Origin of the sequence: Hydrogenophaga sp. PBL-H3 (assembly GCF_010104355.1) — a bacterium.
In the GTDB taxonomy this organism is placed as follows: Bacteria; Pseudomonadota; Gammaproteobacteria; order Burkholderiales; family Burkholderiaceae_C; genus Hydrogenophaga.
The window spans coordinates 526,362-540,103 of the sequence record NZ_CP044972.1 but is presented as its reverse complement, the minus strand read 5'-3'; the positions used below and the strand labels follow the sequence as shown (position 1 = coordinate 540,103).

The following is a 13,742-nucleotide window of genomic DNA, read 5'->3' as shown; positions in this document are numbered from 1 at the left end:
TCCCAACTTGAATCCCCCCAGCCACCACGGCCGGGAGTGATCAGTCTTGGGCCCGTCGTCTAGAACCGGAGTGGCCAGAAGCCAACTCCAACTCTTTCCGAGTGGGCAGATTGCATCGCTTTTTTAGAGCGAAGCCGCGCAGTATCACATGCTTTTAGCAGGCTGTCAACGTCCTGGGCTGCGAAATGCCTCAAATTCCGCTGGCCACCGGGCGATACCGGGCGCACAAGTCCAGAAATGGGCGAAGCGCCGGGTCCGTGCCCAGCTCTTGCTGCAGGATGGCGGCCACGCCGGGCGCCAGACGGGCGGCTTCGGCGGCGTCCAGGAACAGCATGCGGGAGCGCCGGGCGAGGACGTCCTCCACCGTCTGGGCGTGCTCGAAACGCGCGGCATAACGCACCATGGCCTCGGTCAAGCCCGGCCCCAGAAGCGTGTCCTTGCCCGGACATTCGTTCACCTGGGCCCCGTCGACCCCATACAGATGCAGACCGGGCGCGGCGTACAAGGGTATCGCGGCGCTGGACGCGGCGGGTGCACCCGCCAGCGCATGTGACGCCGTCAGGCCACCTGCCCGCCTGGGCAACAGCTGGCTGGCGAAGCAGCGCTCCAGAACGTCTTCGGCCATCGCGCGGTAAGTGGTCCATTTGCCCCCGGTCACCGTGACCAGGCCATTGGCGTCGACAACGATGGTGTGTTCGCGCGACAAGACCTTGGTGCCGCCCTCGGTCGCCGCCGGCGCGGCCACCAGCGGGCGCAGGCCCACCCAGAGACTCTTGATGTCTTCACGGCGCACCGGCCGGCTCAACGCCTGGCTGCCCTCGCTGAGGATGAATTCCAGTTCTTCGGCGAAGGCGTCGGGCTCGCGCGGCAGGTCTTTGCGCGGCGTGTCGGTGGTGCCCAGCACCAGCTTGCCCAGCCACGGCACGGCAAACAGCACACGCCCGTCGCGCGTCTTGGGCACCAGCAGCGCGTGGCCGCCGGGCATGAAGTCGCGGTCGACCACCACGTGCACACCCTGGCTGGGGCTGACCATGCGAGAGGGTGAGCCCTGGGCCAATGCCGGCTGTGTGTGGTCACGCAACGCGTCGACCCAGACGCCGGTGGCGTTCACCACACATCGGGCCTGCAACTCAAAGGAGGCGCCGCCACGCCGGTCACTCACGTCGATGGTCGAGAGCGGGCCTTCGCCACCCTGCAACTGGCGCACCGCGGTCACTTCGGCGTAGTTCAGGACACGGGCTCCAGCAGCCTCGGCGCTGCGGGCGAGCGCCAACGCCAGGCGCGCATCGTCAAACTGGCCATCCCAATACTTGACGCCGCCGCGAAGCCCGTCGGGATTCACGCCCGGCAGGGCCTGCAGGGTCTGCTCTCGGCTCAGGAACTCGGTGCGACCCAGTCCTGCGGAGCCAGCCAGCTGGTCGTACAGCTTGAGGCCGATGCCGTAAAACGGGGTCTGCCACCAGTGATACGACGGCATGACGAACGGCAGCGGCTGCGCCAGGTGCGGCGCGATGCGCAACACGGTGGCGCGCTCGGCAAGGGCCTCGCGCACCAGGGCCAGGTTGCCCTGGGCGAGGTAACGCACGCCACCGTGCAGCAGCTTGGTGGAGCGAGACGAGGTGCCGCCAGCGAAGTCGTGAGACTCCAGCAGCACGACGGAGAAACCGCGCAGCGCGGCGTCGAGCGCCACCCCGAGGCCGGTGGCGCCGCCACCGACGACCACCAGGTCGTACACACCGTGGCGGGGCAGCGATTCAAGCAGTTCTGCGCGTTTCATGAAGAGGGGAGTGGCCCTCCGCACCACAGGGCACGGAGGGCGGGTTGCTACAAAAACCGATGCATCACATCAGCGCGCCTTGCCATTCTTCCATGCGTTGAGCAACTGGTCGTAGGCGATGGTTTCACCCTTGGGCTTCTCGTTGGCCAGCTTCTTCCAGGGCGCGGCCTTGTCGCTCAGGTACTTGGCGGGGTCGCCTTTGGGGTTGAGCTTGGGCGCGCAACGCTCCATGCCGGCGCGCTCCAGGCGCCCCATGACCTGGTCCATCTGTTCGGCCAGGTTGTCCATGGCCACCTGCGGGGTCTTCTCACCCGTCACGGCCTGGGCCACGTTCTGCCACCAGAGCTGGGCCAGCTTGGGGTAGTCGGGCACGTTGGTGCCGGTGGGCGTCCAGGCCACGCGGGCCGGGCTGCGGTAGAACTCGACCAGACCACCCAGCTTGGGCGCCAGGTCGGTCATGGCCTTGCTCTGAATGTCGCTTTCGCGGATCGGGGTCAGACCGACGATCGTTTTCTTCAACGAGGTGGTCTTGGCGGTCACGAACTGCGCGTAGAGCCAGGCGGCTGCCGTCTTGTTCTCGTCGTGGCCATTGAAGAACGACCACGAGCCCACGTCCTGGTAACCGTTCTGCATGCCCTGCTTCCAGTACGGGCCGTTCGGGCCGGGCGCCATGCGCCACTTGGGCGTGCCGTCGGCATTCACCACCGGCAGGCCGGGTTTGGTCATGTCGGCGGTGAAGGCGGTGTACCAGAAGATCTGCTGCGCGATCTGGCCCTGGGCGGGCACCGGGCCAGCTTCGCCGAAGGTCATGCCGGTGGCTTCCTTGGGCGCGTACTTCTTCATCCAGTCGATGTACTTGGTGAGCGCGTACACGGCGGCCGGCGAGTTGGTGGCGCCGCCGCGCGAGACGCTGGCACCCAGCGGCGTGCAACCGTCGGCGCTGGCGCGGATGCCCCACTCGTCCACCGGCTTGCCATTGGGGATACCGATGTCGGCGGTGCCGGCCATCGAGAGCCAGGCATCGGTGAAGCGCCAGCCCAGCGAGGGGTCCTTCTTGCCGTAGTCCATGTGACCATAGATCGGCTTGCCGTCGATGGTCTTGACGTCTTCGCTGAAGAAGGCGGCGATGTCCTCGTAGGCGCTCCAGTTCAGCGGCACGCCGAGGTCGTAGCCGTACTTGGCCTTGAACTTGTCCTTCAGGTCTTGCCGCGCGAACAGGTCGGCGCGGAACCAGTAGAGGTTGGCGAACTGCTGGTCGGGCAGCTGGTAGAGCTTGCCATCGGGCGCGGTGGTGAAGCTGGTGCCGATGAAGTCCTTGATGTCCAGACCGGGGTTGGTGTACTCCTTGCCCTTGCCGGCCATGTAGTCGGTCAGGTTCATCATCTTGCCGTAGCGGTAGTGGGTGCCGATCAGGTCGGAGTCGCTGATCCAGCCGTCGTAGATCGACTTGCCCGACTGCATCGAGGTCTGCAGCTTCTCGACCACGTCACCCTCTTGAATGAGGTCGTGCTTGACGGTGATGCCGGTGATTTCGGCGAACGCCTTGGCCAGGGTCTTGCTCTCGTATTCGTGCGTGGTAATGGTTTCCGATACCACCGAAATTTCTTTCACACCCTTGGCCTTGAGCTTGGCCGCGGCGTCGATGAACCATTTCATCTCGGCCGCCTGCTGGGCTTTGCTCAGGGTGGAGGGCTGGAACTCGCTGTCGATCCACTTCTTGGCGGCGGCTTCGTCGGCCCAGGCGGGCAAGGAGCCCATGGCGAGCAACGCTGCCAGGGCCAGAGGGGTGTGTCGCAATCTCATGTTGTCTCCTCGATCGGTGTGCTTCCCCGGTGTGTGACAGGTCTCGGCCCCGGGGAAGCAATGGGCCGAATACCGGAGAACATCGAACGATCAGCCCTTGCGCAGCGCCAGCACCAGCCAGGCCATGGATGCAACGAAAGAAATCCAGATGCTGGGCTCCCGCTCCAGCGAGAGCCACTGCATGAACCAGCCCGCCAGGCCGATGAAGGCCAGGTTGATGTAGGCCGCGCCGAGCAGGCCAATGAAGAGGCGGTCGCCGCGCGTGGTGACCATGGGCAGGAAACCCTTGCGCTCGATCGTGGGCGACTTGATTTCCCACACGGTCATGCCGATCAGCATGAGCACGATGCAGGTGAAGAAAACGGCCACAGGCGTGGTCCAGACCATCCACTGAAACATAAAACCCCCAATCAGTTGGGGTCAGAGCACGCTTCGCATGGTCTGACCCACAAAGTTTCAAACACGTCCCATGGCAAAACCTTTGGCGATGTAATGCCGCACGAACCAGATCACGATGGCGCCCGGCACGATGGTGAGCACGCCCGCTGCGGCCAGCGTGGCCCAGTCCATGCCGCTGGCGCTCACGGTGCGCGTCATGGTGGCCACAATGGGTTTGGCGTTCACGCTGGTGAGCGTGCGCGCCAGCAGCAGCTCGACCCAGCTGAACATGAAGCAGAAGAAGGCCGCCACGCCCACGCCGGCCTTGATGAGTGGCAGGAAGATGGTGAAGAAGAAGCGCGGGAAGCTGTAGCCGTCGATGTAGGCCGTCTCGTCGATCTCGCGCGGGATGCCGCTCATGAAGCCTTCCAGGATCCACACCGCCAGTGGCACGTTGAACAGCAGGTGCGCCATGGCCACGGCGATGTGTGTGTCCATCAATCCGAGCGTGGTGTAGAGCTGGAAAAACGGCAGCAGGAACACCGCAGGCGGCGTCATGCGGTTGGTGAGCAACCAGAAGAACACGTGCTTGTCGCCCAGGAAGCGGTAGCGCGAGAAGGCGTAGGCCGCCGGCAGCGCCACGGTGAGCGAGATCACGGTATTGATGCCCACGTAGATCAGGCTGTTGATGTAGCCCGAGTACCAGGACGGGTCGGTGAAGATGGTCTTGTAGTTGGCCCAGGTGAATTCGGTGGGCCACAGCGAGAACGAAGACAGGATTTCCTGGTTGGTCTTGAAGCTCATGTTGACCATCCAGTAGATGGGCAGCAGCGCGAAGACCAGGTAGGCCAACAGGAAAAAGGTGCGCTTCTTGAATCTGCGTTCATTCATGGCCGTGCTCCTTCTCCGACGTGCCCAGGCGCTGCATCCAGTTGTAGAGCACGAAGCAGAACAGCAGGATGATGAGGAAGTAGATGAGTGAGAATGCCGCCGCCGGGCCGAGGTCGAACTGGCCGACCGCCTTGGTGGTGAGGTACTGCGAGAGGAAGGTGGTGGCGTTGCCGGGGCCGCCGCCGGTGAGCACGAAGGGCTCGGTGTAGATCATGAAGCTGTCCATGAAGCGCAGCAGCACCGCGATCATGAGCACGCCGCGCATCTTGGGCAGCTGGATGTAGCGGAACACCGCCCACTTGCTCGCGCCGTCGATGCTGGCCGCCTGGTAGTAGGCGTCGGGGATGCTGCGCAGGCCCGCGAAGGCCAGCAGCGCCACCAGCGGTGTCCAGTGCCACACGTCCATGGCCAGCACCGTCCACCAGGCGTGCGACGAGTTGCCGGTGTAGCTGTACTCCATGCCGGCCTGCTGCAAGTAGTAACCCAGCAACCCGATGTCGGCACGGCCGAAGATTTGCCAGATGGTGCCGACCACGTTCCACGGGATCAGCAACGACAGCGCCACGAGCACCAGCACCGCCGACGACTTCCAGCCCTGCGCCGGCATGGACAGCGCCAGCGCGATGCCCAGCGGGATCTCCACCAGCAGCACCGCCAGCGAAAACTGGATCTGCCGCCACAGGGCGAGGTGCAGTTCCTCGTCGCGCATGACGGCGGCGAACCATTCGGTGCCGACAAAGACACGGCGATCGGGCGAGAGCACGTCCTGCACCGAGTAGTTGACCACCGTCATCAGCGGCAGGATGGCCGAGAAAGCCACGCAGACGATGACCGGCAGCACGAGGAACCAGGCTTTCTGGTTCACGGGTTTCGTTGTATTGCTCATCCGATCAGTGCCTCGTCCTGGTAGAAGCAGGTGTGCTCACCCAGCACCCGCAGGTGCACCGTGTCGCCCGCCACCGGCGCCGCGGCTTCGGGGGCGAGACGGCATTTGAGGCGGTGTTCGCCGGCCTCGCAGGTCACCATCACGTAGGTGCCAATGTCCTGCACACGCGTCACGTGGGCGGGCAGCGTGTTGGGCTCACCCGCCTGACCGAGCGCCAGGTACTCGGGGCGGATGCCGAGTTTCAGCGCCCCCTCGGGCAGGGTCTGGCCCTTGGTCAGCGCGAACGGGTGATCCAGCACCACCAGGCCACCGCGCACGCTGGACGCGGGCAGAAAGTTCATGCCCGGCGAGCCGATGAAGTGACCCACGAAGGTGTGCGCCGGCCGCTCGAACAGCGCCTCGGCCGCGCCCACCTGCACGGCGCGCCCGCGCGTCATCACCACCACCTCGTCGGCGAAGGTCAGCGCCTCCACCTGATCGTGCGTCACGTAGATCAGCGTGAGCTTGAGCTCGTGGTGGATCTGCTTGAGCTTTCGCCGCAGCTGCCATTTGAGGTGCGGGTCGATCACGGTCAGGGGTTCGTCAAACAGCACGGCCGACACATCCGAGCGCACCAGGCCGCGGCCGAGCGAAATCTTCTGCTTCTGGTCGGCGCTCAGGCCCGCGGCGCGCATGTCGAGCTGGTGGCTCATCTCCAGCATCTCGGCAATGCGCCCCACCTGCGCCTTGATTTCGGCCTCGGGCACCTTGCGGTTCTTCAGCGGAAACGCCAGGTTCTGCGCCACCGTCATGGTGTCGTAGATCACCGGGAACTGGAACACCTGCGCGATGTTGCGCTGCTGCGGGCTCTGGCGGGTGACGTCGCGCCCGTCGAACTTCACCGTGCCCTGTGACGGCACCAGCAAGCCCGAGATGATGTTGAGCATGGTGGTCTTGCCACAGCCCGAGGGGCCGAGCAGCGCATAGGCACCGCCGTCGTTGAATGTCATCTTCAGGGGCAGCAACGCGTAGTCTTCATCCTTCGTCGGATGCGCCTTGTACGCGTGCGCCAGGTCGAGTTCGATGCGAGCCATCAGTGAACCCTCGCCGTGCGTGCCGGAGAGCGCACCAGCGGGCCCTCGGCATCAAACACAAACAGGCTGTCGGGCTGCAGGTACAGCGTGATCGGATCGCCCAGCGGACACACATGCACACCAGTGAGCTGGGCCACCAGCTCACCCACCAGCGTGTGCACATGCACGAAGGTGTCGGAGCCCGCGATCTCGGCCAGTTCCACGCGACCGGGCAGGGCCACGTCGCCCGGGCGCGCCACCACGCGCAGGCCGCCGGCGCGCAGGCCCAGCGTGAGGCGCTTCGGTGCGTCAGGCGGCAGCGTCAGGGGCCAGACCTCCCCGCCCTGCACCCGCACGCCGCCGGCCACCGCTTCGGCGGCCAGCAGGTTCATCGGCGGATCGCTGAAAGCCCGCGCCACGCGGATGCTCTTGGGCGCGTGGAACACCTCGGCGGTGGGGCCGTACTGCAACAACTCGCCAGCGTCCATCACCGCGGTGTACCCACCCAGCAGCAGCGCCTCACCCGGCTCGGTGGTGGCGTAGACCACGGTGGAGTCACCGGTGGCAAACAGGTGGGTGAGTTCTTCGCGCAGCTCTTCGCGCAGCTTGTAGTCCAGGTTCACGAGGGGTTCGTCGAACAGCATCAGCGGCGCCTGCTTGGCCAGCGCGCGCGCCAGCGCCACGCGCTGCTGCTGGCCGCCCGATAGTTCGGCCGGCAGTCGGTCCAGAAACATGTCGATGTGCAGGCGGGCGGCGATGTCGCGCACGCGCTGCTCCACATCGCGGTCGCCGCGCAGGCGCATAGGCGAGGCGATGTTTTGTGCCACCGTCATCGAGGGGTAGTTGACGAACTGCTGGTAGACCATGGCCACGTTGCGCTGGCGCACCGACATGCGCGTCACGTCCACACCGTCCACCACCACGCGCCCGGCGCTGGCCACGTCCAGCCCGGCCATCACCCGCATCAGGCTGGTTTTGCCGGCCTGCGTGGCGCCCAGGAGCACCGTGACCGCGCCGGGGGCCAGGCTCAGGCTTTGTGGGTAGAGGTGGACGGCAGGCCCGACGGTCTTGCCCACGTGCTCCAGTGACAGCTGCATTCGAATCCCAGTGTGAAAAACCGCACATCCATGATCGGATGGCATTTCGTTTGCCGGATTCTATTGTTCGTTTATGTTCGTTTTTATTCGGTATTTACCCTGATCGGGGTCAAAAAGAATTCCGTTATGTTCGGGTGGCCCCGTTTTTGCGCGACCACCGATGAACCTGAATCCACGCCACACCGAACTGCTCGACGAAGTGCGCGCCCACGGCCCGCAGACCATCGAGGCCCTGGCCGAACGTTTCGGCGTCACGCTGCAAACGGTGCGCCGCGATGTGCAGCGCCTGGCCGAGGCCGGGTTTCTCTCGCGCTTTCACGGTGGCGTGCGCCTGCCTGGCTCGACCACCGAGAACATTGCCTACCGCCAGCGCCAGGCCATGCAGTCCGACGCCAAGACCCGCATCGCGCGCTCCGTGGCGCGGCGCGTGCCCAACGGCTGTTCGCTGATCATGAACATCGGCACCACCATCGAGGCGGTGGCGCGCGAACTGCAGCACCACCGCGGCCTGCGCGTGATCACCAACAACCTGCACATCGCCTCGCTGATGAGCACCAACCCCGACTGCGAGGTGATCGTCGCTGGCGGCCTGGTGCGCGGGGCCGACCAGGGCATCGTGGGCGAGGCCACGGTGGACTTCATGCGCCAGTTCAAGGTCGACATCGGCCTGATCGGCATCAGCGGCATCGAGGCCGACGGCACGCTGCGCGACTTCGACTACCGCGAGGTCAAGGTCGCGCGCGCCATCGTCGAGCAGTCGCGCGAGGTCTGGCTCGCCGCCGACCACAGCAAGTTCAACCGGCCCGCCATGGTCGAACTCGCGCGGCTGGACGACCTCGACGTGGTGTTCACCGACCTGCCACCACCACCGCCCTTCGCCGACCTGCTCGCCGCGGGCAACGTGGAATGCGTGCTCGCGGGCAGCGACACCCACAACGACGCGGCCATCGCCTGACCCTCACACGAAAGCCGAGATGACCTACCTGCTTGCCCTGGACCAGGGCACCTCCAGTTCGCGCAGCATCGTGTTCGACCACGCCGGCCGCGTCGTGACCATGGCGCAGCGCGAGTTCCGCCAGATCTACCCGCAGCCGGGCTGGGTCGAGCACGACCCGCGCGATCTCTGGCAGACCCAGCTGGAGACGGCGCGTGAGGCGCTGAAACAGGCCGGCCTGAGCGCCGGGCAGATCCAGGCCGTGGGCATCACCAACCAGCGCGAGACCACCGTGGTGTGGAACCGCCGGACCGGCGAGCCGGTCTACAACGCCATCGTCTGGCAAGACCGCCGGGCAGAGGCCACCTGCGCCGAACTGCGCGAACGCGGCCTCGCCGACACCGTGTTGCACAAGACCGGCCTGCGCATCGACGCCTACTTCTCCGGCACCAAGCTCAAGTGGATCCTGGACAACGTGAGCGGCGCGCGCGCGCAGGCCGAACGCGGCGAACTCGCTTTCGGCACGGTGGACAGCTGGCTGATCTGGCAACTCACGGGCGGTGCGCGGCATGTGACCGACGTGAGCAATGCCGCGCGCACCATGCTGTTCAACGTGCACACCCGCCAGTGGGACGACGAACTGCTCGCGCTGCTCGACATACCGAACAGCCTGATGCCCGAGGCCTTGCCGTCGAGCGCGCACTTTGGTCAGATGAAGGCCGAGTGGCTGGGCGCGCCGCTGGAGATCGGCGGTGTGGCGGGCGACCAGCAAAGCGCCCTGTTCGGCCAGGCCTGCTTCACCGCTGGCATGGCCAAGAACACCTATGGCACCGGCTGCTTCATGCTCATGCACACCGGCGAACGTTTCCAGGTCAGCCAGAACGGTCTCATCACCACGGCAGCAGCGCAGCCGCCCGGACCACAGCAGTACGCACTCGAAGGCAGTGTGTTCATTGGCGGCGCGGTGGTGCAGTGGCTGCGCGATGGTCTGCGCGCTATCGATTCCAGCAGCCAGGTCCAGGCGCTCGCCGAGAGCGTGCCCGATGCCGGTGGCGTGGTGCTGGTGCCCGCCTTCACCGGCCTGGGCGCACCCTACTGGCAGCCCGACACACGCGGCAGCATCACTGGCCTCACGCGCGGCACCACCATCGCGCACATCGCGCGCGCCGCTCTGGAGAGCATCGCCTTCCAGAGCGCGGCCCTGCTCGACGCCATGAGCCGCGACGCGGTGGCCGCTGGTGGCGTGCCAGTGAGCGAGCTGCGGGTGGACGGCGGTGCCTGCGTGAACGACCTGCTGATGCAGATCCAGGCCGACCTGCTGGGCATCCCGGTGGTGCGGCCAGCGGTGATCGAAACCACCGCCCTGGGCGCGGCGTATCTCGCTGGCCTGCACACCGGCCTGTACGGCGGGCTGGACGAACTCACGAAACAGTGGCGCGCCGAACGCACCTTCCACCCCACGCTCTCGCGCGAACGCGCGGCCGAAAAAATGGCGCAGTGGGAACACGCCGTGAGGCAAACAGTGGCGGTCTGAAACCCGGGGTGGCGGCGCGCGACAATGGCGCAATGAACACCCCCACCCACCCCACCATCACCTTCATCGGCGGCGGCAACATGGCCAGCGCCATCGTCGGCGGCCTCATCCGGCAGGGCCACCCGGCCAGTGCCCTGCAGATCGTCGAGCCCTGGGACGAACAGCGCGTGAAGCTCGCTCAGCAGTTCCCCGGTGTTTTGTTGCTCGCTGTCGCCAGTTCAGATTTGCGGCCCTCGGACCTCGTGGTCTGGGCCGTGAAACCGCAAACCTTCAAGGAAGCCGCACTCGCCAGCCAGCCTTTCCTTGGCATTGCACTGCACCTGAGCGTGGCCGCCGGCATCACCAGCGAGAGCATGGTCGCCTGGCTGCAGTCGCAACGCATCGTGCGCGCCATGCCCAACACCCCGGCCCTGGTCGGCCTGGGCATGACAGGCCTGTTCGCCCGCGACGGTGCCAGCGCCGCCGACCGCGCGCTGGTGGAGGCCGTGGTGAAGACCACCGGAGAGCTGGTGTGGGTGAGCTCTGAACAGCAGCTGGACGCAGTCACCGCGCTCTCGGGCTCAGGCCCGGCCTACGTGTTCTATTTCCTCGAAGCCATGCGCGACGCAGGCACCCGCATGGGCCTGCCGCCCGAGGTGGCCTACCAGCTCGCGGTGGGCACCTTCATCGGTGCCGCCACGCTGGCCCAGCGTTCGGAAGACCCGCCACAGACGCTGCGCGAGCGCGTGACCTCCAAGGGTGGCACGACATACGCGGCGCTCACGTCGATGGAGGCTGCGGGCGTGAAGACTTCGTTCGAGGCGGCTTTGTTTGCTGCGCAGAAACGCGCGGAGGAGTTGGGGCGGGAGTTCGGCAAGTAAGCTTCACTCGGCTCGCGGACGCGGTGCGCTCTGCTCCGCGGCTGTCCCCGGCGCAAACTAAATGCCCGACAGCACGACGTTCATGGCCGACACCAGGGCGCTGGCCTGCGCGGCCACGTTGTCCACAGGTCGGCGCAAATCTTTGGCGGGCAGGGGAGCGGCATGGTCAGTCGCGTGGCCAGGGCATCGAGCAGATCGCTCTGGATCACGACCACGTAGGGAATGCCCTCGGCCGCGCTGCGGCTGGGATTGGCGTAGACGTCGTACTGCGGCATCGGCTGTTCACCACGGACGCAGATCTTCACCTGGAATGCCGAGCGCATCGAAGCGGGCGTTCTGGGCTTCAATCCAGTCACCGAACTCGGCTTCAAACGCCTTCTTGCGTGCAGCCCGGGTGGTCTTGCCGCTGCTGGCCTGCAGGGCCACGTACTGTTCAGCCGAGAGGATCACGGTGTCGATGAGGCCAGCCTTCTCCACGAACACCGGTTCGCGCTTGGCTTGTGCGCAGAGGCTGCCAAATCGATTCTTGGCTTCAGTTGCGGTGACTCGCATGGCGGGCTCCTTGATGGTTTGGCCATTGCAGAGCCAGGACGTCCGAAACGCCGCGAACTCAAACGAACCCGAGCACAACGCCCAAGAACACCGTGAACCCCAGCCAGTGGTTGAGCCGGAAGGCCTTGAAGCAGCCGTCGCGGCTGCGGTCCTTGATCAAGCTGAAATGCCACCCCACCTGGGCCAGCGCCACCACCAGCATGGCGCCCCAAACCCAGGGGTTCACCACGGTCCACAGCGCCACCGTCCAGACCGCGAGGAACACCACGTAGAACGCAGTGACCGCAGGCACGTCGGCCTTGCCCAGCGTGATGGCCGAGGTCTTCATGCCGATGCGCAGGTCGTCGTCGCGGTCGACCATGGCGTACTCGGTGTCGTAGGCCAGCACCCAGAACAGGTTGCCCACCAGCAGCACCCAGGCCAGCGGCGGCACCTGGGATTGAACGGCGGCAAACGCCATGGGCACGCCGAAGCTGAAGGCCACGCCCAGCACGGCCTGCGGCATGGACACATAGCGCTTGGCGTACGGGTAGGCCAGGGTGATGGCCAGCGCGGCGAACGACATCAGCACCGTGAGGGTGTTGGTGGTGAGCACCAGCGCAAACGCCGCCAGCGCCAGCACCGCACCCACCGCCAATGCCTCGCGGACCGAGACCAGGCCCGAGGTCACCGGGCGCTGCGCCGTGCGCTTCACATGCTTGTCGAACTCGCGGTCGGCCACGTCGTTCACGCAGCAGCCGGCGCTGCGCATGAGGATGGTGCCCAGCACGAACACCGCCAGCAGGTGCCAGCCGGGGAATCCACCCGCCGCCACCCACAAGGCAGACAGCGACGGCCAGAGCAGCAAGAGCCAGCCAGCAGGGCGGTTCCAGCGGATCAGGTTGAGGTAGAGCGCCCAGCGGGAAGGCGCGCCCGGGGCGGGCATCGCAGCACTCACGAGAGCCTCTTGACGCCCGGCAATTCGCAGGCGTAGATGGCGTTGCGCAGCTCGGCGATGGCTTCATAACGCGTGAAGCTGCGCCGCCAGGCCAGCACCACACGCCGCGTGGGCGCCTCGCCCTCGAACGGCAGGTAGCGCACGTAGGACGAATCGCCGAAGTCCTGCCCCGGCGTGGTCGAGCCTTGCAGCGCCGACGAAGGCACCGACAGGCGCGGCACCAGCGTCACGCCCATGCCGGCGGCCACCATGTGCTTGATGGTTTCCAGCGACGAGCCCTCGAAGCTCTTGCGGATGCCCTCCGCGTCGTTGGAGAAACGCGCGAACTCCGGGCAGACCTCCAGCACGTGGTCGCGGAAGCAGTGGCCGGTGCCCAGCAGCAGCATGGTCTCGCGCTTGAGTTCCTCGTTGGTGATGTGGGTCTGCTGCGCCAGCGGGTGGGTGTGTGGCACGGCGGCCAGAAATGGCTCGTCGTACAGCGGTGCAATGGCCAGGTTGGTGTCGGGAAACGGCTCGGCCAGGATGGCGCAGTCGATCTCGCCCAGGCGCAGCTGCTCCAGCAACTTGACCGTGAAGTTCTCCTGCAGCATCAGCGGCATCTGCGGCGTGCGGTCGATCACGTGGCGCACCAGGTCGGGCAGCAGGTAGGGGCCGATGGTGTAGATCACACCCAGCTTGAGCGGCCCGGCCAGCGGGTCCTTGCCACGCTTGGCGATCTCCTTGATGGCCGCAGCCTGCTCCAGCACGGTCTGCGCCTGGCGCACGATCTCTTCGCCCAGCGGCGTCACGCTGATCTCGTTGGCGTTGCGCTCGAAGATCTTGAGCTCCAGCTCCTCTTCGAGTTTCTTGATGGCCACCGACAAGGTGGGCTGTGAAACGAAGCAAGCCTCGGCTGCCTTGCCAAAGTGCTTTTCGCGCGCCACGGCCACGATGTATTTGAGTTCGGTCAGGGTCATAAAGCTATTGTGCCCCCCCTGCGCCGCTTCGCGTCTTCCCCCCTGGGGACCACGCCAGTGGCCCAGCAAAGCCGGTTCCACGGCC

At 66.0% G+C, this 13,742-nt stretch carries 14 protein-coding genes; 3 read left to right on the top strand and 11 right to left on the bottom strand.

Going from position 1 to position 13,742, the window contains the following annotated elements; translation table 11 throughout:
- Positions 1 to 190 precede the first annotated feature (190 nt).
- The 7 genes from F9Z44_RS02565 to F9Z44_RS02535 form a co-directional block, all read right to left on the bottom strand.
- Positions 191 to 1,777, bottom strand: a complete 1,587-nt coding sequence (locus F9Z44_RS02565; RefSeq protein WP_201449997.1) for a glycerol-3-phosphate dehydrogenase/oxidase — start codon at positions 1,775 to 1,777, stop codon at positions 191 to 193.
- A 69-nt stretch (positions 1,778 to 1,846) separates the two neighbouring features.
- A complete protein-coding gene (locus tag F9Z44_RS02560) occupies positions 1,847 to 3,580 on the bottom strand; it encodes an ABC transporter substrate-binding protein (RefSeq protein ID WP_159603315.1) in 1,734 nt (577 codons plus the stop codon).
- A 90-nt stretch (positions 3,581 to 3,670) separates the two neighbouring features.
- Positions 3,671 to 3,979 (bottom strand): DUF2160 domain-containing protein, encoded by a 309-nt coding sequence (locus tag F9Z44_RS02555; protein ID WP_159603314.1) that lies wholly within the window; start codon positions 3,977 to 3,979, stop codon positions 3,671 to 3,673.
- 57 nt (positions 3,980 to 4,036) lie between these two features.
- Positions 4,037 to 4,849: a carbohydrate ABC transporter permease gene (locus F9Z44_RS02550; protein WP_159603313.1), complete on the bottom strand. Its 813-nt coding sequence runs from the start codon at positions 4,847 to 4,849 to the stop codon at positions 4,037 to 4,039.
- The gene (locus F9Z44_RS02545; protein ID WP_159603312.1) at positions 4,842 to 5,735 is read right to left on the bottom strand and encodes a carbohydrate ABC transporter permease; all 894 of its coding nucleotides are present in this window, start codon (positions 5,733 to 5,735) and stop codon (positions 4,842 to 4,844) included. The genes F9Z44_RS02550 and F9Z44_RS02545 overlap by 8 nt, the downstream gene beginning before the upstream one ends.
- Positions 5,732 to 6,808, bottom strand: coding sequence for an ABC transporter ATP-binding protein (locus F9Z44_RS02540; protein WP_159603311.1), 1,077 nt, complete (start codon positions 6,806 to 6,808; stop codon positions 5,732 to 5,734). The genes F9Z44_RS02545 and F9Z44_RS02540 overlap by 4 nt, the downstream gene beginning before the upstream one ends.
- Positions 6,808 to 7,884, bottom strand: coding sequence for an ABC transporter ATP-binding protein (locus F9Z44_RS02535; RefSeq protein WP_159603310.1), 1,077 nt, complete (start codon positions 7,882 to 7,884; stop codon positions 6,808 to 6,810). The genes F9Z44_RS02540 and F9Z44_RS02535 overlap by 1 nt, the downstream gene beginning before the upstream one ends.
- 160 nt (positions 7,885 to 8,044) lie before the next feature.
- Here F9Z44_RS02535 and F9Z44_RS02530 point away from each other — a divergent pair, with 160 nt between their 5' ends.
- The 3 genes from F9Z44_RS02530 to proC are packed head-to-tail and all read left to right on the top strand — an operon-like array spanning position 8,045 to position 11,212.
- Positions 8,045 to 8,839 (top strand): DeoR/GlpR family DNA-binding transcription regulator, encoded by a 795-nt coding sequence (locus F9Z44_RS02530; protein WP_159603309.1) that lies wholly within the window; start codon positions 8,045 to 8,047, stop codon positions 8,837 to 8,839.
- 19 nt (positions 8,840 to 8,858) lie between these two features.
- Positions 8,859 to 10,352: a glycerol kinase GlpK gene (gene glpK / locus F9Z44_RS02525; protein WP_159603308.1), complete on the top strand. Its 1,494-nt coding sequence runs from the start codon at positions 8,859 to 8,861 to the stop codon at positions 10,350 to 10,352.
- Between the two features lie 32 nt (positions 10,353 to 10,384).
- Positions 10,385 to 11,212 carry a pyrroline-5-carboxylate reductase gene (proC, locus tag F9Z44_RS02520; RefSeq protein ID WP_159603307.1) on the top strand — a complete coding sequence of 276 codons (828 nt, stop codon included), beginning with the start codon at positions 10,385 to 10,387 and terminating at the stop codon, positions 11,210 to 11,212.
- 80 nt (positions 11,213 to 11,292) lie between these two features.
- Here the strand turns inward: proC and F9Z44_RS02515 are convergent, their stop codons facing one another.
- From F9Z44_RS02515 to F9Z44_RS02500, 4 genes are read right to left on the bottom strand one after another with little or no spacing between them, the layout of a single operon-like run.
- Complete coding sequence (locus F9Z44_RS02515) at positions 11,293 to 11,487, bottom strand: CcdB family protein (protein WP_236574231.1); 195 nt, start codon at positions 11,485 to 11,487, stop codon at positions 11,293 to 11,295.
- Positions 11,488 to 11,494: 7 nt separating this feature from the next.
- Positions 11,495 to 11,764: a type II toxin-antitoxin system Phd/YefM family antitoxin gene (locus F9Z44_RS02510; RefSeq protein WP_159603306.1), complete on the bottom strand. Its 270-nt coding sequence runs from the start codon at positions 11,762 to 11,764 to the stop codon at positions 11,495 to 11,497.
- Positions 11,765 to 11,822: 58 nt separating this feature from the next.
- Positions 11,823 to 12,689 carry a 4-hydroxybenzoate octaprenyltransferase gene (ubiA, locus tag F9Z44_RS02505; protein WP_159608551.1) on the bottom strand — a complete coding sequence of 289 codons (867 nt, stop codon included), beginning with the start codon at positions 12,687 to 12,689 and terminating at the stop codon, positions 11,823 to 11,825.
- An 8-nt stretch (positions 12,690 to 12,697) separates the two neighbouring features.
- Positions 12,698 to 13,657, bottom strand: a complete 960-nt coding sequence (locus F9Z44_RS02500; RefSeq protein ID WP_159603304.1) for a hydrogen peroxide-inducible genes activator — start codon at positions 13,655 to 13,657, stop codon at positions 12,698 to 12,700.
- Positions 13,658 to 13,742: the final 85 nt, after the last annotated feature.